The 24,964-nt window shown below is 44.9% G+C and carries 26 protein-coding genes and 2 pseudogenes; 17 read left to right on the top strand and 11 right to left on the bottom strand.

Annotation, left to right across the window (positions count from 1 at the left end):
* Nucleotides 1–318: 318 nt before the first annotated feature.
* Nucleotides 319–3,998, top strand: a pseudogene (locus FIS9605_RS39190) (two-partner secretion domain-containing protein).
* 12 nt (nt 3,999–4,010) lie between these two features.
* On the opposite strand, the gene FIS9605_RS44655 reads toward FIS9605_RS39190, so the two are convergent.
* Nucleotides 4,011–4,151, bottom strand: coding sequence for a hypothetical protein (locus tag FIS9605_RS44655; protein WP_197036227.1), 141 nt, complete (start codon nt 4,149–4,151; stop codon nt 4,011–4,013).
* A 274-nt stretch (nt 4,152–4,425) separates the two neighbouring features.
* Between FIS9605_RS44655 and FIS9605_RS46330 the strand changes: the two genes are divergently transcribed.
* The 10 genes and pseudogenes from FIS9605_RS46330 (at nt 4,426) to FIS9605_RS0132620 (ending at nt 10,098) form a co-directional block, all read left to right on the top strand.
* On the top strand, nt 4,426–4,560 hold the full coding sequence (locus FIS9605_RS46330) for a hypothetical protein (RefSeq protein WP_269321118.1): 135 nt from the start codon (nt 4,426–4,428) through the stop codon (nt 4,558–4,560).
* Nucleotides 4,561–4,778: 218 nt separating this feature from the next.
* Nucleotides 4,779–5,033 carry a UPF0175 family protein gene (locus tag FIS9605_RS0132660; protein WP_026736260.1) on the top strand — a complete coding sequence of 85 codons (255 nt, stop codon included), beginning with the start codon at nt 4,779–4,781 and terminating at the stop codon, nt 5,031–5,033.
* Entirely contained in the window at nt 5,023–5,505 is a 483-nt protein-coding gene (locus tag FIS9605_RS0132655; RefSeq protein WP_026736259.1) for a DUF3368 domain-containing protein, read from the top strand. Before FIS9605_RS0132660 ends, FIS9605_RS0132655 begins: the two co-directional genes overlap by 11 nt.
* Nucleotides 5,506–5,824: 319 nt before the next feature.
* Nucleotides 5,825–6,163, top strand: coding sequence for a helix-turn-helix domain-containing protein (locus FIS9605_RS0132650; protein WP_026736258.1), 339 nt, complete (start codon nt 5,825–5,827; stop codon nt 6,161–6,163).
* A gap of 108 nt (nt 6,164–6,271) precedes the next feature.
* Nucleotides 6,272–6,517 carry a hypothetical protein gene (locus tag FIS9605_RS0132645; RefSeq protein ID WP_026736257.1) on the top strand — a complete coding sequence of 82 codons (246 nt, stop codon included), beginning with the start codon at nt 6,272–6,274 and terminating at the stop codon, nt 6,515–6,517.
* Nucleotides 6,518–6,769: 252 nt separating this feature from the next.
* The gene (locus tag FIS9605_RS0132640; protein WP_155960648.1) at nt 6,770–7,036 is read left to right on the top strand and encodes a helix-turn-helix domain-containing protein; all 267 of its coding nucleotides are present in this window, start codon (nt 6,770–6,772) and stop codon (nt 7,034–7,036) included.
* A 178-nt stretch (nt 7,037–7,214) separates the two neighbouring features.
* Nucleotides 7,215–7,937, top strand: coding sequence for a hypothetical protein (locus tag FIS9605_RS0132635; RefSeq protein WP_026736255.1), 723 nt, complete (start codon nt 7,215–7,217; stop codon nt 7,935–7,937).
* A 575-nt stretch (nt 7,938–8,512) separates the two neighbouring features.
* Nucleotides 8,513–8,782 carry a reverse transcriptase N-terminal domain-containing protein gene (locus FIS9605_RS46850; RefSeq protein WP_442854754.1) on the top strand — a complete coding sequence of 90 codons (270 nt, stop codon included), beginning with the start codon at nt 8,513–8,515 and terminating at the stop codon, nt 8,780–8,782.
* Nucleotides 8,700–9,377: pseudogene (locus tag FIS9605_RS39185) on the top strand (group II intron reverse transcriptase); the annotation flags it as partial. The gene FIS9605_RS46850 and the pseudogene FIS9605_RS39185, both read left to right, overlap by 83 nt.
* Nucleotides 9,378–9,639: 262 nt before the next feature.
* On the top strand, nt 9,640–10,098 hold the full coding sequence (locus FIS9605_RS0132620) for a GFA family protein (protein ID WP_051470243.1): 459 nt from the start codon (nt 9,640–9,642) through the stop codon (nt 10,096–10,098).
* A 1,234-nt stretch (nt 10,099–11,332) separates the two neighbouring features.
* Here FIS9605_RS0132620 and FIS9605_RS43540 read toward each other — a convergent pair.
* On the bottom strand, nt 11,333–11,683 hold the full coding sequence (locus FIS9605_RS43540) for a hypothetical protein (RefSeq protein WP_155960647.1): 351 nt from the start codon (nt 11,681–11,683) through the stop codon (nt 11,333–11,335).
* Nucleotides 11,684–12,327: 644 nt separating this feature from the next.
* Nucleotides 12,328–13,251, bottom strand: coding sequence for a LysR family transcriptional regulator (locus tag FIS9605_RS0132615; RefSeq protein ID WP_026736253.1), 924 nt, complete (start codon nt 13,249–13,251; stop codon nt 12,328–12,330).
* Nucleotides 13,252–13,356: 105 nt separating this feature from the next.
* Here FIS9605_RS0132615 and FIS9605_RS0132610 point away from each other — a divergent pair, with 105 nt between their 5' ends.
* Entirely contained in the window at nt 13,357–14,262 is a 906-nt protein-coding gene (locus FIS9605_RS0132610; protein WP_026736252.1) for an SDR family oxidoreductase, read from the top strand.
* Between the two features lie 168 nt (nt 14,263–14,430).
* On the opposite strand, the gene FIS9605_RS0132605 is transcribed toward FIS9605_RS0132610, so the two are convergent.
* The 4 genes from FIS9605_RS0132605 to FIS9605_RS0132590 form a co-directional block, all read right to left on the bottom strand.
* Nucleotides 14,431–15,435: an NADPH:quinone reductase gene (locus FIS9605_RS0132605; RefSeq protein WP_231510559.1), complete on the bottom strand. Its 1,005-nt coding sequence runs from the start codon at nt 15,433–15,435 to the stop codon at nt 14,431–14,433.
* A gap of 81 nt (nt 15,436–15,516) precedes the next feature.
* Complete coding sequence (locus FIS9605_RS0132600; RefSeq protein ID WP_026736250.1) at nt 15,517–16,224, bottom strand: SDR family oxidoreductase; 708 nt, start codon at nt 16,222–16,224, stop codon at nt 15,517–15,519.
* An 82-nt stretch (nt 16,225–16,306) separates the two neighbouring features.
* On the bottom strand, nt 16,307–17,164 hold the full coding sequence (locus FIS9605_RS0132595) for an AraC family transcriptional regulator (protein ID WP_155960646.1): 858 nt from the start codon (nt 17,162–17,164) through the stop codon (nt 16,307–16,309).
* Between the two features lie 224 nt (nt 17,165–17,388).
* The gene (locus tag FIS9605_RS0132590; RefSeq protein WP_026736248.1) at nt 17,389–17,730 is read right to left on the bottom strand and encodes an aldo/keto reductase; all 342 of its coding nucleotides are present in this window, start codon (nt 17,728–17,730) and stop codon (nt 17,389–17,391) included.
* 17 nt (nt 17,731–17,747) lie between these two features.
* On the opposite strand from FIS9605_RS0132590, the gene FIS9605_RS0132585 reads away from it, so the two are divergent.
* The 3 genes from FIS9605_RS0132585 (at nt 17,748) to FIS9605_RS42050 (ending at nt 18,921) form a co-directional block, all read left to right on the top strand.
* Nucleotides 17,748–18,335, top strand: coding sequence for a class I tRNA ligase family protein (locus FIS9605_RS0132585; RefSeq protein WP_442854753.1), 588 nt, complete (start codon nt 17,748–17,750; stop codon nt 18,333–18,335).
* A complete protein-coding gene (locus FIS9605_RS43535; RefSeq protein WP_231510558.1) occupies nt 18,332–18,487 on the top strand; it encodes a hypothetical protein in 156 nt (51 codons plus the stop codon). Before FIS9605_RS0132585 ends, FIS9605_RS43535 begins: the two co-directional genes overlap by 4 nt.
* A 107-nt stretch (nt 18,488–18,594) precedes the next feature.
* Nucleotides 18,595–18,921 carry an alpha-ketoglutarate-dependent dioxygenase AlkB gene (locus FIS9605_RS42050; RefSeq protein ID WP_082209936.1) on the top strand — a complete coding sequence of 109 codons (327 nt, stop codon included), beginning with the start codon at nt 18,595–18,597 and terminating at the stop codon, nt 18,919–18,921.
* Nucleotides 18,922–18,992: 71 nt separating this feature from the next.
* Here FIS9605_RS42050 and FIS9605_RS40150 read toward each other — a convergent pair whose 3' ends face one another.
* The 4 genes from FIS9605_RS40150 to FIS9605_RS39165 form a co-directional block, all read right to left on the bottom strand.
* Complete coding sequence (locus FIS9605_RS40150; protein WP_026736245.1) at nt 18,993–19,571, bottom strand: class I SAM-dependent methyltransferase; 579 nt, start codon at nt 19,569–19,571, stop codon at nt 18,993–18,995.
* 438 nt (nt 19,572–20,009) lie between these two features.
* The gene (locus FIS9605_RS0132570) at nt 20,010–21,071 is read right to left on the bottom strand and encodes an ABC transporter substrate-binding protein (protein WP_026736244.1); all 1,062 of its coding nucleotides are present in this window, start codon (nt 21,069–21,071) and stop codon (nt 20,010–20,012) included.
* 9 nt (nt 21,072–21,080) lie between these two features.
* Nucleotides 21,081–21,926: an ABC transporter permease gene (locus FIS9605_RS39170; protein ID WP_082209935.1), complete on the bottom strand. Its 846-nt coding sequence runs from the start codon at nt 21,924–21,926 to the stop codon at nt 21,081–21,083.
* A 6-nt stretch (nt 21,927–21,932) separates the two neighbouring features.
* Entirely contained in the window at nt 21,933–22,736 is an 804-nt protein-coding gene (locus tag FIS9605_RS39165; protein ID WP_051470240.1) for an ABC transporter ATP-binding protein, read from the bottom strand.
* A gap of 1,412 nt (nt 22,737–24,148) precedes the next feature.
* Between FIS9605_RS39165 and FIS9605_RS45785 the strand changes: the two genes are divergently transcribed.
* On the top strand, nt 24,149–24,643 hold the full coding sequence (locus FIS9605_RS45785) for a PstS family phosphate ABC transporter substrate-binding protein (protein WP_442854752.1): 495 nt from the start codon (nt 24,149–24,151) through the stop codon (nt 24,641–24,643).
* Between the two features lie 48 nt (nt 24,644–24,691).
* Nucleotides 24,692–24,898, top strand: coding sequence for a hypothetical protein (locus tag FIS9605_RS45780; RefSeq protein WP_231510556.1), 207 nt, complete (start codon nt 24,692–24,694; stop codon nt 24,896–24,898).
* The last annotated feature ends 66 nt before the right edge of the window (nt 24,899–24,964 follow it).

Below are 24,964 nucleotides of genomic sequence, written 5' to 3'. Positions count from 1 at the left end.
TTAAGAAATTCGCTTATCAATATCTACTGAACCTCTCCAAAAATTAGATATCAGCCCAGACTGGGTAAGGTTTTGAGATTTATTTTCCCAGATGTGAGCGTGAATTACAGTCCCTTTTAGGGAGGTTCTCACTTTGCGGTACATCGCTGCAATAGCTGTGCATTGAGAGCGGGGTTTGTTGCAAAAAACATAGGTTTTATTCGAGTGGGAACCCGCTCTCAAGCCAAACGCCACCGCGAAAAATAATTAGTTTTGACGAAGAATTTAACAAGGCGAGTCCGCTATGTCACGGTTTTGTCCAAGGGGAGAGAAGTTGATATGAAGCAAAATTGGCGATCGCTGTGTTTCGTCACCTTACCTTTGGCTATTTTAGGGAGTCTTGCCTGGCTCAACACCGCCAGAGCGCAAATTACTCCTGATCACAGTCTAGGTGCTGAAAGTTCCGTAGTAACTCCCAATGTTGAGATTAAGGGTGTGCCGAGCGATCGCATCTGGGGGGGTGCGACTCGCGGCTCAAATTTATTCCACAGTTTTCAGGAATTTAATGTGCGTGAAGGCAGGGGAGCCTATTTTTCTAATCCGGCTGGGATTGAGAACATTTTAAGTAGAGTGACAGGGGGTAATCCCTCTAACATTTTGGGGACACTCGGTGTCTTGGGCGATGCTAACCTATTTTTCATTAATCCTAACGGCATTGTCTTTGGGCCAAATGCCCGTCTGGATGTGGGTGGTTCATTTTTAGGAAGTACGGCGAATAGTCTAATTTTTAACAATGGTTTTGAGTTTAGCGCCACGAAGGCGCAAGCACCGCCATTGCTGACGGTGAATATTCCCATTGGATTGCGATTTAGAGAGACGGCGGGAGATATTCAGGTACAGCAATCTATTCTTCAGGTGCAGAATGGGCAAACTTTAGCGCTTGTGGGTGGCAATGTCAGTGTGGAAGGTGGGGAGTCTGGCTTTTTGGAGGCTCTGGGGGTCGTATCGAATTAGGTGGACTCGCTGATGCGGGAATGGTAGATATAGAGAGACAGCAGTCTGATGGAGCATTTAGGCTGACGTCACTACGTTTTCCTGATACCGTTGAGCGAGGGGATGTCTTGCTGAGCAATTTCGCTTGGCTTGATGTCGCTAGTGGAGGAGGCGGGAGTATTGCCGTCAATGCTCGGAACTTGCAAATCTTGGGAGGCGTTTATGGAGGAAGTAAGCTACGGGCGGGGATAGCGTCAGAGGCGGGGATAGCGTCAGAGGCGGGGATAGCGTCAGAGTCGGGATCACCAGAGGCTCAGGCAGGAGATATTACGCTTAATGCCACAGGAGCGATCAGAGTTGAGCAAGCCAGCAGAATTGAAAACAACGTCAATCCTAATGCCACGGGGAATGGTGGCAACATTAATATCAAGGCAGACTCGCTTTCTGTAACTGATGATGCTCTACTAAGGGCCAATACCTTTGGAAAAGGTAATGCGGGCAATATCAACGTGCAAGCTGATGGCTCCGTCTTGCTCACAGGCGATGACACCGGTATCTACAGCAATGTGCTCAAACCATCTGAAGGCAACGGAGGCAACGTTAGCATCAATGCTGACTCGGTTTCTGTAACTGATGGAGCGCAAGTAAATGCCTTGACTCGTAGTCGGGGAGACGCAGGCAGTGTGACGATTGCTGCTCGCGATAGGGTATCCTTTGATGGCGTGGGTAGTAACGGATTCCCTAGCTCTGCTGGAGCCAGTGTAGAGGCTGGAGCCGTAGGTAATGCAGGCAGCGTCAACATCAACGCTGGGTCGTTATCTTTGACCAATGGTGGACAATTGGGTGTGATTGTGCACTCAGCCTCCGACACACTTGCTGGTGGGCAGGGCATTGGTGGCAATGTGAACATCAATGTACGCGATGGGGTCACAATTTCTGGCAAGGGTGCAAACAACACGAAGAGTGGCATCTTCAGCACATTGGGTTCTGGAGCAGAGGGGCGTGGGGGCAACATCAACATCAAGGCAGGGTCGTTGCTTGTTGCAGATGATGCTGAACTGGATGTCAGTAACTTTGGAAAGGGTGATGCTGGCGACGTGGTAATTACGGCTCGCGATACTGTATCATTTAACGGTTTTTTAAGTGGTATTTTTAGCAATTTGCAATTTAATGCTGTGGGTAATGGTGGCGACATTAACATCAACACGGGTTCTCTATTTCTCACCAACGGTGCTAACCTGGGTGCTGGCATTAATACCGGAAAGGGGAATGGAGGCAATATAAATATTGTCGCCCGTGATACAGTTTTATTTGATGGGGTCAGGGGTGATATATCCAGTGGTGCCTTTAGCACATTAGGAGAAATAAGCACAGTGGGAGAAAGAGCAGAGGGTAAAGGTGGTGATATCAACATCACCACGGGTTCGCTCTTTGTTACCAACGGTGCTCAAGTACAAGTCCTCACACGTGCCAAGGGGAATGCGGGCAATGTGACGATTGTGGCTCGCGATCTGGTTTCCTTTGATGGAGAAGATAGCGAAGGAAATACTAGTAGTATATTCAGCACCGCAGAAAATACAGCTGTGGGAAATGCAGGCAATGTCAGCATCAATGCTCGGTCGATTTCTGTAACTGATGGGGCGCAAGTAAATGCCTTTACTCGTGGTCGGGGAAACGCAGGCGGTGTGACGATTACTGCTCGCGATAAGGTATCCTTTGATGGCGTGAGTAGTAAAGGATTCCCTAGTGCTACATCTACTACTGTAGAGGCTGGAGCCGTGGGTAATGGCGGCGACATTGAGATCGCGACTAGCTCCCTCTTCGTCACCAATGGGGCTGAACTACAAACCCTTACTGTTGGACAGGGAGATGCAGGCAATATTAAAATTGTTACCCACGATACAGTATCCTTTGATGGAGGTTCTGCATTCAGTACAGTGGGCACTAGAGGTGTGGGCAATGGCGGCAACATCGACATTACTAGTCGATCACTATCGGCTACCAATGGTGCTCTCCTTTTTGCCAGCACTTTTGGCAAAGGAAATGCAGGTAGTGTGAGAATTAATGCCACCGATAGCGTCTCTTTTGATGGCGAAGGAAGGTATGGATACAACAGTGGTGTCTTCAGCAGAGTGGAGAAGAGAGCCGTGGGCAATGGGGGCGATATCGAGATCGCTGCCCGATCACTTTCTCTCACTAATGGTGGTGTACTCTCTGCTAGTAGTATAGGGAATGGTGCAGCAGGCAATATAAAAGTTACAACCACTAAGGATATCCATCTGGACAACCAGGCATCTATCAACGCCGACACCAGAGGGGGACAAGGCAACATCACTCTGAACTCGCGTGACTTAATCTTGCGTCGCAACAGCAACATTACCACTGACGCCACAGGTACAGCTACGGGTGGCAATATTAACATTAAAACTGGCAATCTAGTAGCCTTAGAAAATAGCGACATTAGTGCCAATGCAGAAGAAAGCTTTGGGGGAAGAGTATTCATTACGGCCCAAAGCATCTTTGGTACTAAGTTCCGCGAGCGACTCACACCAAAGAGCGATATCACAGCCACATCTGCACTTGGCCCTCAATTCAGTGGTACAGTGCAAATCAACACCCCAGAAGTTGACCCCAGCCGCAGGTTAATTGAATTGCCAGAAAATGTCAGCGATCCCGCAGATCGGATTGCCCAAAACCCCTGTCAAGAGGGTGTAGGCAGTAGCTTCATCATCACTGGACGCGGCGGTTTGCCTCCCAGTCCCAATGAAGCACTTAGCAATGAAGTGGTGAGAACCCGTTGGATTGAACCTACCCCAAACGTTAGCCCGCCAAAAAAACGAGGAAACAGAACTGAGTCGAATGCAACTTCAATCCAAAATCCAAAATCTCAAACCCCAAATCGGGTTGTGCCTGCCCAAGGATGGGTATTTAACAAAAAAGGTGAAGTAGTCCTCACAGCCTACGACCCCACCAGCACAGTTTCCCCACGTCTGCGAGCAAACCCCCCTAGCTGCCCTGCACCATAAGGAACTTCCAAATCAAAAAATATCCAATCGGGGAGCAAGTGAATAAGAAACTTGCGATGCACCCTGTCGGGATTGTTGTCGATGCGATCGCCTGTTGGGGTGTCGCTTAAAACGCTTTTTGGGTGATTGCCCAAACAGGGGTGAAGTTGGCACTGTTGTTCGGAGCGAGCGTTGCGCTGGGAGCTGAGGCAACCACTCAAAGAGAGTACCGACTTGGGTTGTCCTCGCAATTAACTGCTTCTGGTAGGCTCATCATCCCAATACTCGAAGTAGCAACCTTTCTTGTGAGCGATCGCTCTTGTTACTCCTTCATCAGAAACCGCCGCATCAGGGGCGTGGACATCCACCGCCAAAGAGTGAAGGCTTCTTAACGACCCCTTGTTCGGAGCGCGATCGCTGCGCTTTTGTTTCCTTGCCCAGTTGAACTATGTACTCACAAAGCGCATTCACCACATTCTTGCCCTTAGCCCCACTTCGTTTCTCTGTTGATGAACAAGCCCGTTGGATTATCGCACCACCAGGAATGCACTGTTTCCTTCACTCTAGCGATCGCGCTTTGTAGCGGACAGTGGATTTTCTGAAGCAGGACACTCGTAGCGGCATTGCAGGTATGCTGCCGTCATAAGAATTTGCTGTATCCGTGCTGCTTATAAAATCATCAGAATGTTTGCCAGTAGTGTTAGAAGCCTCCCCAGCAGTTGTTTTGCCTCACTGAGTGAACCCTACCTGCACAACACGAGCTTCAATGATTTATCATTCTTAGAAACTGAGGAAAAATTTATGCGAACAGTACCGATTCAATTGCCAGAAACAGTATTTTCAGCACTTCGTAAAAATCCGTCAGAATTTATCCAAGAAATGCGAATTGCAGCAGCAGTCAAATGGTATGAATTAGGTGAAGTATCACAAGCTAAAGCAGCAGAAATTGCTGGGCTAACTCGTGCTGAATTTATTAATGCATTATCACGCTACCAAGTAGATTTTATGCAATATACTGCCCAAGAGTTAGCCGAGGAACTAACAAATGTCGATTAATCGTGTAATTATTAACTCTTCACCTTTGATTGTGATGTTGAAAAGTCAACAAGCACAATTAATTCCACAATTATTCACAGAAATTTTAGTTCCATTGGGTGTTTTTGAAGAAGTCACAACAAAAGATGATGCCGCATCAACACAATTACCCAATATTTCTTGGGTACAAACAGTAGAAGTTAATACTATTGCGCCTGAAGTAGCAGCTTGGGATTTGGGAAAAGGAGAATCACAAGTATTAAGTTTGGCACTAAAAAATTCAGACTGTGCTGCGATTGTTGACGATCGGGCAGCACGGCGTTGCGGTCAAGCTTTAGGCATTACTACTATTGGAACAGGGGGTTTGCTGATATTAGCAAAAAGACGTGGATTAATCCCTAGCATATCTGGTGAAATTCAAGCTTTGCGTGACGCTGGTTTGTGGTTATCCGATACTTTGGTCAATTTGTTGAAACAACAAGCAGGGGAATAGGGAATGGGTAATTGGCAATTGGTAATTTTGCATAAGCACAGCGGGAAGAAAGAGAATTATTAATATCAAAAAAGTCCCTCATTAGAACTGTTTGCGATTGAGTGCTGTTGACAAAATCACGCCTAATGTTTGCCAGTACTGCGTTTGAGTCGTGGGGTGCAGTTGTTTCGCCTCAGTTTGGGATCTGGTAAATAGCGGGCGTGCAAGTCAGGTGTTGCGGAGACGCCCGCTATAGCTGTTTACTCCTAAGGATCAGGCATACTTTAAATGGGTAGTTTTGTGTTTTTTTTACTAATCAAATTAGTAATTTTAGTGCATCATGTCTACTAATGCAATTGGTGAATTGGGTAATGAATTAATGATTATTGATAAAAGCCTGATTGCATCTATTCGATGGAACAAAGAATTAGGTGTAAAGCTTAAAACTTTGCGGGGCAAGGAATCCATGCAGTCTTTAGCTAAACGCGCTGGCTGTGCTTATCAGTTAATTCAACATTTAGAACGTGGAGAATACCCAGAGTCAAGTCCAAGGAATTCAGGGCCTACAGTTTCCACTGAAAAGCTAGAAGGCATATGTCAGGCGCTTTCTATTCGGATTGAAGATTTTTTGGGTTGCCCGTTAGTAAAGCTACCTCAGAAAATTAAAAATGTTGCTTGACTTATTACTAAGCGCATTAGTAAAACAGAGGCATAACAAAAGACGACCGCCCCTGTCTGGACAATTAGTGCGATCGCCTTTCCCCTTTTTATCGAAGGAATATCTATTATGCCTTACACAACACATACACAGCAAGCACTGTTCGCTCCCTTCGTTGACTCTCAAGCTCTAGCCCAAGCAGAACTAGAAAACTACATTGAAACACAGGCATCAGCAGTAGCCCCAGAAGAATTGACATCAGTTGTTTGCAGCTTCTATGACCACGAAGTTTACGCCCTTGAGAAACTGATAGCCAAAATTACATACGACCACGACGACTTCCAAACGCAACGCTGGTTCACATTTATGGTATAAACTATTAGCTAATGGTTGCAAAAGATTGCTAGTGCTACTAGCTTGATTTTTATAAACCACCAGCTTATGATTTACGACAGGCAGATAAGTTAATGATGAATACCTAATTACAGGAGATCTATTACATACCTGTTTTCCCCCTCCTTAACATCATCGTTAACCTCGGAAACTCCATAAACCATTAGCTGTCGGTTGTCAACCAACAGCTAATAGTTAATGCTTCAATCTAAGAAGGTGAATTAGGAATTGGAAGTGAAAGTTACCATCACAATTGATGTTCCAGGGTTGGAAAACGATTTAGCCGAAGCAATGAAAGCTAAAGGCTTATCTTTTCAAAAACTTGGTGAGGCCGCAGGTGTTACAGGTACAGCTGTTTGGCAAATAACCAGCAACAAGAATAAATCTATTAAGGTTGAGACTCTCGGCAGAATAGCCAAAATACTAGGGATTGAGTGTCAGCCAAATATAGAATCACTTGCTATTGAAGAAGTTAAAAGTGCATTTAGCCAAACCTCCTAACTAAAGCGATCGCCTACCGTCCAAGCAAGTGCGATCGCCTGCTCAAATCGTTTGGCAACAAAGTGAGCTAATTATAATGCTGACATAGTTTTGGTAAAAGCCAAAGTTCAGCTAGATACTCACTTTGGTTAAATTGCAGTTCTGAATTTTTCAGCATTTTCCATAGTGGGCAATAATCATGCTGACACTCTTATCCGAAAAAACATCAACTCCCGATTACGGTGTTCTCAACAGCAGCATCAAAGAAACCTTCACCGCCATTGATCGTTTTGAGTGGCAGGCAATTGATGAAATACTGCAAATGCGGGAGGAACAGATTTACCGAGAAGTTGGTTACAAAACTTTTGAGGAGTACTGCCAGCGTGAACTATACGCCTGGGGTGGCTACCGACGAATCAATCAGCTGCTAGGAGCCAAAAAGGTCATTGACGCAGTTGGCGAACTAGGTGAACACATCAAGAATGAGCGTCAAGCTCGTCCATTACTGCACTTAGTCAAGGAACCAGAAAAACTTAAGACTGCTGTAGCGATCGCACTAAAAGAAAACCCCTCTCCCAGCGAATCAGACTTTGCAGCTGCGGCTCAAAAAGTGGTTCCTCAACTTCCACGCAAAAAAGTTCACGAACCAATGGTTCCTCAAAACACGGAAGTCAAAGTTACATCAATATCACATCCTAGATACCCAGAAGCTGTTTACGAACGCTATCGCTTCCGTTATGGATGGAAGAAACAAAATAAGATGCACCGAAAAAAATTACACTTTTATTGTGTCCTGACAGTTAAGACCGATCCCCCAATGGTGCTTCGTCGCCCGTACAGAAGGCAAGGTTCCACGTACCAAAAACGGGCAGGCTTCTTTGTATTATCGATTAGTCCTGTTGGCTTGTCGCAGAGTCAGTAGGCGCCTGCCCGTTTTTGGAGGGGACAATGCGCGCGATTCGTTGTTAGCCGAATCCCGGTAATCAATCCGGTAAATAAGCTGACCAATCCCTAAAAGGATTGAACTCTCGGAAAGATGCAGGTGAAAGACCTGCCCACCAGACTCAGGTGTGACTCCTTATCTGCCCACACTGACCAGACTCGGTTTCTGGAGGGTGAAGCTGGGAACAGGGCGCAATCAGACATCCGTTGTGGGGTGACACTGGCGCTAACAGGGAGTTCCTACGGTGAAATAGAGCCTAGAAAAGCGACCTACCCCTAAGCGGGGCACAACAACAAAACCCCGACTTAACTGGAGCTAATTCCCGCCGATGTGTGCATTGGCAAGAGGCAAGAGTCTAGGGAATCCAGTGGTCGAACTGGCTACACCTAAGGGAACAAACAATCTCTCTGAGGGAACGAATAAAAACGAACTAAGGGTCATGGGTCAGGTCGAACCCCGTGTAGGCTAGACGAGCGGCGGAATTCCCTCAGTTCGGGTAGGACAACCCGTAATTGGGTTGAGGTGTTCAGAATACACTTGCTTGGAGTTAGAGCATGATTAGGCACAGTAGTAATACTAGTGAATCTTGGAAGAAATTACCGTGGAAGAAATTTCGCTGTAATTTATTCCGCCTACAAAAAAGAGTGTACAAAGCTGTTCAAGTTGGAGACTACCGGAAAGCGAAGTCCCTTCAAAAACTGATTCTGAAATCCACCGCAGCAAGATTACTGGCAATCCGTCAAAATCAGCCAATTCCTTGCAGAACGGGGGATGAAAATCAGCGAGAAGAAAACCAAGCTCACCGCTACGATAGATGGCTTTGATTTCCTTGGCTGGCACTTTAGAGTGCAGAGCAACGGAAAGTTTAGATGTACTCCCTCGGCGGAGAACTTTAAAGCATTCCGTCAGAAAATAAAGCGCATTGTCAATAACTCGAACTATGGTGTCACGGTTAAGGCTGAGAAATTAGCCCCTATAGTCAGAGGTTGGAGGAACTACCACCGCTTTTGTAGGATGAACGGGTCACGATTCTCGCTGTACCACATTCAATACAGAGCTTTTAAGGTGTTCAACAAGGAAACCAAACAGAACCGCGATACTAGCAAGAAAATGCTAGAAAAAGCATTCCCGTCGGTTCCCTACTCCGAAAACAAACACGTCAACGTCAAAGGTGCAAAATCACCATTCGATGGAGACATCACCTACTGGAGTGAGCGCAACAGCAAACTCTACGATGGTAAAACCTCTTTTGCTTTAAAACGGCAAAACCATACTTGTGCAGCCTGCGGGCTGAAATTCCTGTCAGATGAAAAGGTTCACCTGCATCATAAGGACGGAAATCACGCCAACTGGAAAAAGGAAAATTTGATGGCAATCCACGAAAGTTGTCACGATTACCTGCACATGAGCAAAAGCTAAGTGCTAAGAACATCGGAAGCCACCGCGCGAAAGTTGCACGCCCAGATTTAACACAGAGGTGCGCGGGATAATACCCGCCATCGACTCTACCAAGGGCACAAACAGGCTACTATACTCAACTGAGGGCGTTGTTTGGGGTTATTCCTGCGGGAGCACGAGCGCGATCGCCCATGAAGTGGTGGCGAAATGTTTTAGAGTGATATATTTGTACTGCTCAATGTCAGCGTCAATGTGAGCGATAGTGAAAATACTGGGGACAAAAATGGCAAGTTTAACGCAGCAACCTGATGTCGCAGCTAGTGAAGGAAAAGGAAGTTGCCTGTGTGGGGCAACTCGTATCTGTGTCAAAACAATCAGTAAAAACATTGGGGTATGCCATTGTCAAATGTGTAGAAAATGGACAGGCGGCCCCTTGTTCGCGGTAGATTGCGGCAGTGATGCTTCGTTTGAAGGTGAAGAAAATATCACCGTATTTAGTTCGTCCCAATGGGCTGAACGTGGGTTTTGCAATAAATGTGGAAGTCATTTATTTTATAGATTGAAACAGAACAACCAGTACATCATGCCTGTTGGGCTATTCGAGTTCCCATTAGATTTTGTTTTTGATCATCAGATATTTATTGATGAAAAGCCTTCATATTATTGCTTTTCAAATGAAACAAAAAATCTGACCGCAGCAGAGGTTTTTGCTCAGTTTGTTCCACCAACAGGCGAACTATGAAAGCTTTGTGTTCGGCGTACTTGCTCGTCGCCTTTTCGGGCGGCTGATCTAGTGCCAGGATCGCCTCGGTTTCATACGTCCACTCGCCCTGTTGAGTTCCCTATTCCCTCCCGAAGGGAGTTGATGGTGTTGGTCAAAGCAGACTAAAAACGCGCCCACTTCACCCAAGTCGCTGCTCCCTTTGAGTGGCCGCCTCAGATCCCGCAAGAGCGATCGCTCCTCACAACAGTGCCAACTTCACCCCCTACACCCAACTTAGTAAAATTGGGCAAAAGTCATGAAAAATCTACTCGTCAAACCAGTAAACCCGCTCCCCAGTCGGAGCGGGTTGGGAGCATCAAGCTTACTGCAACTATTCAAGGTTAACCCGCTCCGACTGGGACGGCTGCCCAATTTTACCCAGATTTTTTGTACCCCTGTTTGGGCAATCACCCAAAAAGCGTTTTAAGTCAATGAAGAGTGAAGGATTTCTAGTCGAAACAATACCCGATGATTTTGAAATTTATGAGAATCCTAACGCTCAGGTTTTTCTAAGAAAAGTTTAGCCCCTAATTATCACCGATGAAGAAAGGGCTATAGCAATCATCAATTCTCCAGCTCCTAGAACTGGAGTTAGTATGGAAGCGATCGCATCTCAAATCAAAGACGAATTCGGATGGCAGCACCCGCCAAAGCAATGCACTCAGTGGTATGACCATAACTCTAACAATTACCGGATGATTGCCTCTTCTGGGCTGTTGGTCTTCATCTGGAAACGGGCGGAAACATTTTTGTGTAATATAGATAGGTATCTATATAGTTATCTGTTAAGTCGTAGACTACCCTTTCCCCTCACGGGGACGGAAACACCATGTAGAAACATCTAGTGTAGGTTCGGAAACGTTGAACGTCGTAGACTACCCTTTCCCCTTACGGGGACGGAAACTTTAAGGCATTCCACGTATTCTTCAAACGTAACCGCAGAAGTCGTAGACTACCTTTTCCCCTCACGGGGCGCAAACACGTATTCTTCTGTTAGATGACTCTGATTTCCTAAATAGTGCGATCGCACATAAAACCCACACTCAAAACTCTCTGTGCGATCTCCCACTTTAATAAGAATGGATGCAACAAGGTTTTTTAGGCTTAAGCCTATTAAATAAGGCTTTCAGCTTTTTTCATTTATGCGCTATAGAGAATGGTGTCAACAAGCGTAAAACTATCTTATCTGCATACAAATGGTGACTAGCTTGGATTAATTTTTTCTGTTTGGCTGTTTGGGGGTGATCAAGAAATATTGGGCGAATGTGACCGGGGCGATCGCTCGTGTAAAACAGGCACTGCAACAGGGGTGGTGCTCAAACCCAACTGCTCCCGGTTCACGCCTTGCTCCAAACGCAGTGGGGCGAAGAGGAAGAATGTGGTGACAAAGGATGTGAGCGTTTGGTTTAATTGGGACAGGAAACAGAGGCGCAGCGATCGCGCTCCGAACAAGCGGTGGTGTATACGCCGTCACCTCTTGCGGTGAATGTGCAACAGATGATGCGGCGGTTTCCGGTTGAAGAGTAACAAGGGCGATCGCAAAACTCAAACGCAGTACTGGCAAACGTTATGCTTCCTTCCCTCTGCTCCCCGCTCCCCGCCCCCCTGCTTCTTCGAGTGTCCTGCATCAAAAAACCAGAGTCAGCAACAAAGCGTGATCGCTTTTCTAATCTAAGACGAATTGCTCCCGGCAGCACCCCCACATCTAGACGGGCGATCGCCTTTAATAGGTTGTAAATATTAGATAACGCTTATTTTGGGTTACGGGTTCTCACAAGCTTTATCGGGGTATGTCGCAGTAATATTGAGAGTAATGGCAGCTTTGCCCGCTCGCGCGTTTTGGTCGGGAGCGCGTTTTGGTGTTATTCCATGCGTCTTCCACGGTACCCCCTCACCCAAAAACCTGTTGGCAAAACCAATCGGACCGTTGGCTTGCGCGTAATCGTCCGTTTTTTTTCCACGCCTCCTGCCCGAACGCGCCCTGAGCGATCGCTCCCTTCGAGAATCCCGAACACAACCGCGCTCACGTTGCTGAATCGTTTATTTGAAGGACTCACAAGCGCGAGTGACTCACTAGACATCTTGCCTTATTCTCAATAATAACTGTCTCAAAGCCTGATTTTTCCATTGGAACTGCGCTCGTTTGTACTCTTGCGATCGCCTGTTGAAAGTCAGTGATAGAGAGATTTTAGCATTTTTCGGAGATGTTTACTCGACAATACGTTCTCGCTTTAGTTTTCTCATCAACTCTGTCATAAACTCAACAAAAACACGAATCTTTGCAGACACATATCGTTTCTCGGGATAGACAATCGCAATCGGTACACCAGGCTGAGCATAGTCCTCCAAAACGGGAACGAGTAGACCTTGGGCGATCGCAACTCCAACCACAAAGTTATAAAGTTGGAGGATTCCAGCTCCAGCAATCGCGGCTTCTGTAGTTGCCTCTGCGTGATCGATGGAAAACTGCCCCGTCAGGCTAAAAGCAAGAGGCTTTCCATTGCGTTGAAATGTCCACTCTCGAATGCGTCCTGTCTGAGGATTGATGTGGTTGATGAGGTGGTGCTGTCTTAGGTCTTCTGGTGTCTTCGGTGTACCATAGCGTTTGAGGTAATCTGGTGAAGCACAAACTACTTGACGAGCAGTGGCAATTCGCTGCATGACAAGGTTGCTGTCAGGGTGAATGCCAACGCGCACAACCGCATCAATACTCTTATCGATCAAATCCGTCCGACGATCGTTGAGAAAAATCTCTAAATTCAATTCCGGATACTGGACAGCAAACCTAGGCAGTGCAGGGATAATGTGCATCCGTGCTAACGAAGGAACTAAATCGATACGGAGTGTTCCAGTGGGTATGGATTTTGCCTGACTCAACGCCAGTTCTGCTTGTTCCAACTCACTCAAAATTTGACGACAAGTTTCATAAAATAGAGAACCATTTTCCGTCAAAGATAGGCTACGAGTTGTCCGATTCAGAAGTCGTGTACTGAGTCGTTCTTCTAGCCTTTGAACGGATCGACTAACCGCTGAAGGGGACATTCCCAGTTGCCTCGCCGCCTCTGAAAAGCTGAGATGTTTGGCAACTCGGACAAAAATCATCAGGCTATCAAGGCGATCAGTTCCTGCCATTGTTGTCTATTTTTGCGATTTGTGAATCAGTCATTTGCATGATAGCTACTTTTTCTGATTATGGGCAAAGGCTACCATAAAAGCATTGAACCGGAGGAATCGCAAATGAACACAAATAATAAGCCTAATGTTCTGATTTTCGGGGCAACAGGTAAAATTGGTCGTGTACTCATTGAACGATTGAATCAGGCAAGTGATGTCAATCTGATTGCAGCCGTGCGATCGCCTGAAAAAGCCGCTCCCTTAAAAACGCAAAAGATAGAAACACGGATAATCGATCTCGATAAACCTGAACAATACGGACTGAGTGCAATTCAACCAGCGTTAGTGGGAATCAATCGGATTTTTCTTCTTACAGGCTACAATGTGTCAATGCTTGCTCAGAGCAAAGCTGTAATTTATGCAGCAAAGAATGTAGGTGTTAGCCACATTGTTCATCTGGGCGCATACGCTAAAGACGACACAACGGTTGCACATCTGGCTTGGCATCAGATGATTGAAATTTACCTACAACATTCAGGCATTGGCTATACTCATCTGCGTCCGAACTGGTTTATGCAGAATCTGTTGGGATATGGCGGAAGAGACAATCAGAATGCAGGTGTGATTACTCAGTACATAGGTGATGCACTAGTGAGTTGGATTGATTGTGATGATATTGCCAAAGTGGCTGCTGCAATTCTCCGCAGTCCTGAGCAACACAATGGCAAGACCTACCCCCTTGCAGTAGAAGCCCATACAATGCAAGCAGTTTCTGAAATTTTCACAGAAGTTGTTGGTCAGCCCTTTCGCTATGAGCCTCATTCGCCAGAAGAATTCTTGAAAATAGTTCTTGAAGCGGGTGCCGATCCTGCCTACATGAAGTGTGTCTATAACGTATTCACTCGTACTCGTGAAGGGTCTGTGACTGAAGCTGCTGATGTGTTCAACACTGTTGAGCAAATTACAGGACACAGACCAACCAGCTTACGTGAGTTTGCTCAAAAGCACAAACCTGAACTGGCATACTAATCTTTCGCACTAAGTTTAAGTATCGCCCATCCCACTCCTGAATGTCATCAAGTACCAAAGCTTCTGCTACCGTTTTCTCAAAGGTTTAAAGGAATTGAGCTAAATTGAGATTCGCTGGTATATTCCGATTCAATGAGTCCAAAAATTTACTATTGACGTGAAAACAAGCTAAATGATCTCAATCACATTCTTGCCAATAGTATTTCCGCTTTCGGTAGTTTCATGCGCTGCGGCGATCTCATCCAGAGAAAAGCGTTTATAAATGGGGTGTCTGAGTATTCCCTCTTCTAGACACTTGGTAATGTCAGCAATTGCTAACTTATGGGCTTCCTCCGGCATGAAGAAGACACCGACGAAATGAACTGTAGAACATTTGAGTACTAACGGCGTAAACGGGATAGTTACATTATCGCTAGCATCAGAAGCGTAGGCAGCTATAATACCGCTCGGCTTAAGAATACTGTGGTCAATATTAATGTTGATAGCAAGCTCCACTTCGACGATTCTATCGACACCTTTATCGTTTGTAATTTCTTTAACACGCTTAGCTACATTTTCAGTTTTGTAGTTAATGACATAATCAGCACCGAGATGGCGTACAAGATTAAACTTTTCCGCTTCGCCAACAGTTGCGATTACGGTTGCTCCATCCCATTTAGCAAGCCCAATCGCGTATTGACCAACTCCACCAGAGCCGCCTTGAATCAGGATTGTTTTACCACTGATAGATCCATCCTGAAATAGACAACGGTGTGCAGTCATTGCAGGTACTCCAAGACAAGCACCTTCGACAAAGCTTGTTTTTTCAGGCAACCGCACCGCCCACTTACTTGGTATGGCGATATATTCACCGGCAGTACCAAAGGCTCGGTTAAGTCTACCATTGTAGACCCAAACGCGCTCTCCCATGCGGGCTTTGTCTACCCCTTCACCAACGGCTTCAATAATGCCTGCTCCATCGTCGTGAGGTATGATGCGAGAATACTTGGATGCTCCAATATATCGCCCACTTCGACGCTTCATATCAACCGGATTAACACCGGAAGCATATACCCGAACCAGCACCTCGTCAGCACCAAGTTTGGGTATATCCATCTCTCCAACTTGAAGAACGCTACGAGCCACCCCTGTGGTTTCATACCAAGCTGCCTTCATTCTTGTCTTCTGATTCATTTTTTTCTCCAGTCAATTTCTCTTGTTATTTGCTATTTACTTGGTTAAAACTCACACAAATCAGAGGCTTGTGTTTGAATGTTACAAAGTGCCGCCATCAATGGTGAGTGCTGTTCCAGTAGTAAATCCACTATTCATTAAATAAAGATAGGTTTGAGCAATTTCCTCTGGCGTACCAATGCGTCCCACAAGTAATTCTTTGCCAACCTTTCCATATATCTGGTGGCGTTCTTGTAACGGAAACTTACTCCAGAGGTCGGTATCAATCATTCCTGGACGAACAACGTTGACTCTAACTGGGGCAAGTTCAACAGCCAAAGTTTTGCTCAGGGCTTCAACAGCCCCATTAATACAAGCAAGTGCTGAAGTACCTTTACTTGGACTACCACTACCTGACATGAGAGTAATTGAACCGTTGCGTTTGATTCTTGCAGCACCGTACTGGATACACAAATACTGTCCCCAGAACTTCGTCTCAAAAATCCTTCTGACGTATGATAAGTCTGATTGCAAAAACGAGGTGAAAGTTACTGGCTCTCCAGGCGTCAGTACTAAATGATCGAATTCTCCAATTCGGTCAAATAGTGACTGAATTGATTGTTCATTTGTAACATTAGCGGTATACCCTTCGACCACTCCGTTGATTACAGCCTTAGCTTGTTCAACTTTATCTTGGCTGCGTGAGGCAACCACGACGGAGGCCCCTTGTGATACAACGGCTTTAGCTACCGCCAAGCCAATCCCAGCTGTGCCACCAACTATCACAACCTTTTGATTGTCGAGTGTCATGTGCTTTTTCTCATTGTCAATACGCCTGCCTTACTAGCAAGTATGAGAGATTCAAGCAGAGTTAATCTTTCAGATTTTGACTTTATTTTGATAAATTCTTGCTGTTTGGTCGGAGAGTTTTAGGGGTAATCCCAATCAGCCGCTTGAAGTGGTATGTTAGATGACTGTGATTAGCAAATCCTACCTGGGAAGCGATCTGTGCGATATTAGATTTCCCTTGACTCAAAAGACGCTTTGCTTCCTCAACGCGGCATCGGATAACATACTGATGTGGGGTCATACCCGTTGATTGTTTAAATAAACGCGCAAAGTGAGAGGGGCTTAAGTGTACTGCTGCCGCTATGTCGGTAAGTGCTAAATCCTCGTCCAGGTGGTTGAGAATGTATTCAGTGGCTTGTCGTAAAGTGTAGCGGCTCAGTCCACCAGTTACTTCAGGCGCAATATGTTTAAAAGCGGAGTAATGTCGTAGGAGGTGGAGTGCCAGTATATTAGCCAGGGACTCGACATAGAGTTGACCACCTAAACCTTCAGATTTGAGTTCAGCCAACAGCGACATTCCAATATGTTCCAAGTGCCGATCGCGCACGGAAAAGCTGCTTGCAAGCTCAATTTGCCTAGTGGCAATTTCCGTTTCTTGTGCTACTGCTTGCAAAAACTGCGGCTCGACATGAATGTGTAGACAGCCGTTACTTTTGTTCCAGCGCCATTGGCTGTGTTGACCTGCTGGCATGAGGTTAATATCCCCTGGTAAATGATGCCTTTCGTACACTCGCCCATCACGCGCTTGCATCAGGAGATGTGGGTTATCTAAGGCTAAGGTAATGAGGTGGTAAGAAAGTGCAGGCAGGTTCAGTTCTCGAGGTTCCTGTTGCCAATGTTCAACTACAATTCCATTCCACCCCTTTTGTACGCTAGAGTGAATCGGGCTAGTGTGAAACAATTTGTCAGAATATGAGGGTAATATAGGATTTTTTGGCACAGTTGTATTAGTATATATAAATATGCTTTAGCATACAGCTAGTTAGTAGATTAATTTAAAATATAAAAGTAAAAAGAAAATCCCCATAAATAAAAAGTAAAAAGTAAAAAGATAAAAGTAAAAAGTAAATCTACTTTCTTTTAACTTTTTACTTGTTCGGTGAACTGCCCCGACTGGAATCTCATTTATCCCCACCGACCTGCTTCAGGGTCTTCCGTTTCGTAGCCAATCGTGTCAATATCGACCCACAATGAGTCTGGAATTGGATGCTTGGCCAGAGCGAGTGTTTGCTCCAAGCGCTCAGGACGACTCATACCAACGATTGTTGATGTAATGCGTGCTTCGCGCAAACAGAACTGTAGTGCCGCAGCCGCTAGTGGTACGTTGCAGTTCTGACAGACTTCGTTAATTCGCCGCGTGCGTGCGATCATCCCCTCTGGCGCGTCTTGATAGGCATAGCGAGCGTGAGCGTCCGGTCCCTTGGCCAATATGCCACTACCGTACGGTGCTGCGTTGACTACCGCCACGCTACGTTCTGATGTTTTTGGGACCCTACGACCAGGGTGGTGATTTTTCCGATCGCGGTATTGCTGGCATCCGGCGATTCCTGGATCGAGTGTATCAATGGGCGATCAAACACCAAAATTGTCTTCAACCCAATCCGCCAGATTTGGCATCACAGCGGCGTTTACATCAAACAATCCACAAGATTTCCTCCGATATTCAATCACTGAAATACAATACAGCGATCGCCGCATTAATGAGTTATTTCAATATGTTGCAATCAAATTCGAGTATTGCTGAGGTGGAATTGAAGTCGTATCTGTTGATGTTGGCTCCCTTTGCACCCCATGTGACTGAAGAGATCTGGCAGCAATTAGGGGAATCAGGCTCAATTCATCAGCAAACTTTTCCCCAGTTTGATCCTCAATTCCTGATTCAGGAGCAGGTAACAGTCGCAGTGCAGATCAATGGACGTACTCGTACCACAACTACCCTTTCACCGGACGCTTCACAAGAGGAAGCGATCGCAATCGCAAGACAAACAAAAGCAATTCAACGGCATCTAAACAATCAGGAGGTTCATCGTGCTGTTTACGTTCCCGGTCGAATTCTGAACTTTGTTACTTGAACAAATTTACGATCGCCCTGGTGCTGATTTCCCTCAGCCATGAGTTTTGGAGTTTATTAGCCGCAATGGTGTTGTTTTATCCGGCATTTGGTGCGTTTGTCAGTTTGTCTCAAGCAACGCTGATGGATCTCCAACCCCCCCGCCACGAGTAAAATATGGCACGGTGGGCAGTGGCGGGTTCTCTCGGCAATGCAATCTTAAATCTGTGCTGAGATTACAGTACAGATAGCCCGAACCTCTAGTCTGCTGGCCGACTCACTTGTGTTGCGACTGGTGTTCATTTTGCGGTCGGTTTTCAGATTATTTGTACTCCAAGAGTGTGCTTTTAAAACCGTTGCCCTGGACAGAGAAATTAGCCGAATTGAGGGATAAGATTACTGCTCTAACTGGCTACAGATTCAACATCGTTATTGGCAACCAGTACCGTAGTGGGGAGGATTCGATTGGTTGGCACTCTGATAACGAATCATCAATGGGACTTGATCCGGCGATCGCATCACTTAGCCCTTTTCTGTCACTTTGGGATAATCCAATAGCTCTAACGCTTACGGGGCTTTGGTTTCCACTTTTTGACTATAAAATTTAGTTTCTGGAGCGGAAATAAAGAACCGATCGCAGTCAAATATCGTGAAACGCGACACCAGATCAGTGAAAGTTTTACTTTTTAAATCCAGTTAATTCTAGAATAATATGAGAGTGCTTAAATGGCACTGGATCGATTCTTTCTAAAGTAGCTTCACTGGTGAGTATGACTTCTCCAAGAAGATTCATAATTGTTTCTTTAAGAATCTTATGTTCTACCTCATTTGTATCTAAATTATCAACTTGTGTATCAATGTGAAGAAAAAACATTCCTTGACTTTTTAGAACCCTAAATATTTCCGGAACACTTTTATTCTCATCTGTCCACATGATTGTATTGGTACAATAAACAAAATCAAAATAATTATCTTCAAATGGGATAAATTCAGCATTCCCTACTACAAATTTTATATTTTTATACTTTCTATGAGCCTCATTGATAGCGTCTCTATTAATGTCTATTCCTCTTACTTTTAAACCTTTACTACTAAAAAAAGCCGCATCACGACCATTTGCACATCCAATATCAAGTAGATTACCACTAACAGATTTATGTTGTGAAAAAATATTGTAGGCATGCATTGCAAGTTCTGTACCTCGCTCAATCCAATGGGGATGTGCTAACATTGCCTGTTTCACTTCTTCACGAAACATTTTGAACTATCTTCCTTAGATTACAAATATGAGGTAAATGTTATAACTAAATTCCAAAAACAGGAATAAGGGTAGCTTTAAACAGCCAAGATTTACTCTAACTCAAGGATTACTTGTTAAAAGAAAATTAAAGCACCTCAACAGTCATCAACCAACAAAGTATTATCAATTGGTCGCGGCGTTCAGACCCCACTATACACCCTAATTGGTGGGGTCTGAACGCCGCGATCGGTAGTGGATACTGGGGGATATTGTAAAATTATACAAGGGTTTAAAGCCCCTTGCATAATTTTCGATTTGAACCCAATCCCCAGTCTAAGCGTCACTAGTCCGCAGTCCCCTTTACTGACTTTTATGAATTCTATAAATGCAGCTTTCACCTACATCTTATCTTTGAACTTTCAATAACTTATTAAAGAGAAAGCTATCGACGAGAGTTTATTTGTTCAATGTAGTCTCGCTAGCCCCGTCTAACTTATCGAGAGCTAGGGTAATCGGTTTGCGATCTATCAGCTGATTTAGGTCAGGTTTTTTGCCTTTTAGTAACCCTAGCAGCTTCATCCTGGAAATTGTATAGATAAGCCGTTTTTCGTCTATGCCATCATTAACAGGGAAGACCTTGTTTTTCCTCAGCAGCACATCGTAAGTCTTGTCAAGCACACTGGTGTCGAAGCTAGTGGTTTTGGCAGCAATCCCGACCGTATCGGCTTTGTTTTGGTACATAAATCTATGCGCTTGAATCAAAGCAGTGAGATAGCGCACAGCAAGGTCGGAGTTTTTAGCTAGCCAGTCTTTTTTTACTATGTAAGAACCATAGAAATATTCTGGCTCGACTGCATTTAGGTTGACAAGTACATGAAATCTTGAATCACGATTCAGTATCTCAAAAACTTGCTCTGTCTGGAGTATGGCAGAGTCTATTTGTCCAGTAACCAGCGCCTGGATGTAAGATGGTGGGGAGATGGGAATATATTTTACATCTTGAGGTGTCAATTTGGCGCTCTGGAGCACCATGCGGGTCATGACCTCGCGAAATGCACCGATATCCTGGACGCCAACGTTCCTGCCACGCAGATCCGCTACCGACTTAATTGTCTTGGGCGTGACCATCGAAACAGTGAGTCGGTTAGCGTAAGTGCCTATAATCGCCACGTTAGCACCTGCCGATGCAGCGTTAGTGACTGGCTCAATACTAGCTCCACCGATATCAACATCGTTAGCAACCACCGCTTGTACAACTTTCACCGCCGAATCTAAGTTTTTAATGGTAACGTTCAAACCTTGCTGCTTGAAGAATCCCATCTCCTGAGCAATCGCCATATCAACGTTTGCGAAGCTGGTTTTCCCTGTTGGTAGACCAATCTCGATGTGGGAAGCTGTGAGTGCAGGTTCTGACTTAGTAGTGTTCCCAAAGGGTGTGTTCTCACATGCGATGGTAAATACCGCAGAAAGTATAATGAGTACAATGAATACAGAAACTACCCGTAGCCGTCGTTGCATATTAGCCTCCTATTTATGCCGATAACGCCAAGGTGAAATGCGTGCTTCTGCTACTTCCAGTAGTCCAGTACTAATGATGCCAACGGCCATTAGCACAACGATGGGCACAAAGACGCGTGCAGTCTGAAATGAATGGGCATTAGAAACAATCAGGTATCCCAACCCTGAAATAGCGGTGTAGAACTCGGCAACGATGACGGCAACCAGTGCCCGACCTATCGCCAGACGAATTCCGGTCATAATGAAAGGCAATGATGATGGAAGTACTAAGTCGATCCAAAGTCGATATTCTGTTGAGCAAAACGAGCGTACAACCTCAATTAACTGAGGGTCAACTTCGCGCACGCCGCGCATTGTATTGATTAGTACTGGAAATATGCTGAATAGCATTACCACAACTACTTTTGCGGATGTGCCAAACCCGAACCATAAAACGAGGATTGGTACCAGGGCGACCATAGGAGTGACGTACAGTGCCGTAATTGGGATATCTAACAGTGCAGCTGCCACTGTACTCCGACCAATGAGTAAGCCTAACGCAATACCGCCGAGTACGCCAAGCATGAACCCTATGGCGAGTACACTTATGCTCTGACTTAAAGCCACTAGGAGCGTGCCGTCAGCAATCATATCTATCGCAGCTCGAACAATGGCGGTTGGATAGGTAAAAAGGATTGGATTAGTATTTCGACCATACCATTCCCAAAGCAGAAAAATCACGATCGGTGAGATGCCACGGAGCCACCCTATAAAGTGGTAGTGGTTCAGGCAGGCATCAGCACGATGGGAAGCCTTACGTCGGTACAAGGCAACTTTAGTTGGGTTGGAAGTAGCTACTGACGTCTTCAATCTCATTGTTCTTTAACTAATCGTGGGGTGATTTTTGATTTGGTAAGGCGCATTACCACTACCATGTAGGGCTTCCCATATTTGGTGACGTAGCTGTGGATATGCGGCGTGAAACCGGAGATTCTGGGGAGTGCGTGGACGAGGTATCGGTACGTTCAGATCCAAGCATAATTGCCCTGGTGTACTGCACAGCACCACAATTCGATCGCCTAGTAAGATTGCTTCGTCAAGATCGTGTGTCACTAGGATCGCTGTAGCCTGGCGACGCTGTGGGTCTTCCCATAGACGTATCAGTTCGCCTTGGAGCATTTCGCGTGTAATTGCATCAACTGCACTAAATGGCTCATCAAGCAGGAGTACTTCGGGTTGCACTGCTAAGGCACGTGCAATGCCAACACGCTGTTGCATCCCGCCGGAGAGTTCATAGGGGTAGCACTGTGCAAACTCAGCCAAGCCCATGATTTCAAGTAGGCGCGTGACGATGCCGTCCTCATCACGCCGACCTTGAACTGACAACCCATACTCTATGTTGGCTCGCACAGTTTTCCAAGGAAAAAGACCAAAGTGTTGGAAAATCATTGCCATCCGAGAGGTGGGGCGGGTAATTGCAGCACCATCAAGGAGAATTCGACCACGATACAGTGGTATCAAACCTGCTACCGCTCGAAGTAGGGTAGTTTTGCCACAGCCTGATGGTCCAACAATGCAGAGCAAGTCATGTTCCTGTAGTGCCAGCGAAATATCTTGCACCACCAACCGTTTACCAAAGGCGATCGCCACATGCTCAAGGAGTATCTTGGGAGTGCGTAAACTCATGCCTCATTCTTTCTGTTGTGGTTGACATCAGACGCATACTATCTGAAATCCACTGAAGTAGAGCAACCGAAGACTTGCCTAATTGTTGATAAGCTTACTAAACTTAGCAAAAACCCTCTGTCTAAATGGATATTTGTCATCCATAAGGCAGAGGAAATTCGAGTATTAACTGATGTTTGTGAAGTTTTTGGTAGGATGCTTATCATAATTAATCGTAGTTGTGCACCTGAAGAAATGAGGATGTCCTTACCCCCAACTGTTTGGCAAAACAGATATTCTTGAGAACGTCATTGTAACGTGGCAGATATATTACTTGCTTGTATTAACCAGGTTCATGGGGTCGAATTAAACAGTTCTGAGGTCATATAGTGATAGTAAAATAATTTAAAATCAATCTAAGGATAAATGCTTGTTTTGTCAATTAAATAACTATTAGTAAATTTTGCACAGAGCGTATTAATAACAGAATATTCAATAATTTTAAATTGTTTATTACTTAGAATTTGTTAAGTGTAATAAGAGTTGCTTGGCAATTCAAGAATTATTGATCTACATATACCATATAGCAGACATAGTTAAATATTTACATAAATTTACTTCTAACATTACTTTTATATTTCTTATCAATGACTCAATCGCGAAAGTTCTTAAATTTACCGTCTGGAAAGAAAATAGTATTCTTACTTTATTAAGTGGGTTAAGTAGTCCAAATTTTTGGTATACTTATCTATCGTTTTAACGTAAGAGTTTTTACAGGTATACTAATGATAAAAAATTATCAAGACCAACTTGATCGTGCGCTTACATGGTGAATTGAGTAAATTAGCTGGAATTTGCCTAATTTTATAGAGCGCATTTATGGCTTAGAAAAAGCCTTAATTCTAGCAATTAAGGTTATCTGGCTACAAAAGATTAGTGTGGAGATGCATCTGCTCAATGTCCTCTTTTGTATCAGCGCAGCAATGCTATTTCTGCTGTACTGGTCATATAAATTACATAAGTTGTGATGAATACTAACAAATCTAATACTAAAGGAAACTTGATCTGTAGTCGGTGCAGCCATGCAAATCCTCTTGATGCTACACACTGCCAGAAATGTAACAAGTTTCTTGTGATTGCCTCTATACCCACTAACGACAGAGCTAATAAATCGAAATTGCCACCATTGGTCGGTTGGCTTGGTCTAGCTAGCCCTGATATTGCTGCCTTTTAGCGTAGGAGGCTATTTTTTTTGGCAGCAAGTTAAATCTCTAACAACCTCCAACAGTTTAAACAGTTCCTTAGGCAACAGTTCTTCCGACATCCGACTCTACAATTCCTTTAAGGAAATTCCTAATGTGCCTACAGGAATATTTAACTATGGTGGGGCTGTCCTCTTTGCATCCATAACTGCTAGCGGTACACATGAGGCTATGACCCGAACTCACCCACATTTTCGCTTAGTCTACACTGAACCTAGATTCGGTAAACCTGGTAACAGTAAGAGTCTGACTATGCTGCTCAACGGTGAATTAAGCTTTGCTCAGATTGCTTTACCTCTTACAGATACTGAATACAGCAAAGCTAAAGAGCGTGGCTTTAGCTTGGAGCAGGTACCAGTGGCTATCGATGCAATTGTCGTCTTTACTCATCCAGATGTGTATGTCCCTGGACTCTCAGTGATTCAACTCCAAGACATTTACAAGGGTAAAATCACAAATTGGAAACAGGTAGGAGGATCAGATTTACCGATTGTACCTTTCGCAAGACCTAAGGTTGCCACTTTATTGCATGTGCTTCTCGGTCCAGAAGTTGATAAAGTCAGTCCGAATGTACAGTATATTCGTGATTATACTGAATGCGTTCGTAAGGTTTCTTCAACTCCTGGTGGAATTTCCTTTGGAGGAAGTGGGCCAATTTTGGGTTAAAAATCCATTCGCATTATCGCTCTAGCTAAAGGCAATTCTCAGAAGTATGTGCAACCCTTTATAGATAATGGAAAACAAATCAACACTGTAGCAATCCAGGACGGTACTTACCCCATAAGCCGGCGCTTGTTTATTGCTATTCGCCGGGATGGCAAAATCGACGAACAGGCTGGAGTTGCCTATACCAATATGTTGCTGTCTAAGGAAGGTCAGCAGTTCATCGAACGCTCAGGGTTTGTCCCCCTTTTGCGCTGAAAGTATTAACCATGCTTAACTGCCAGCCTCCAAATGCATTGGATTTAGTAGTTGAAGGCTTTTGCA

It is taken from the genome of Fischerella sp. PCC 9605 (assembly GCF_000517105.1).
Classification (GTDB): Bacteria; Cyanobacteriota; Cyanobacteriia; order Cyanobacteriales; family Nostocaceae; genus PCC9605.
This window is presented reverse-complemented; position numbering and strand designations above follow the sequence as displayed.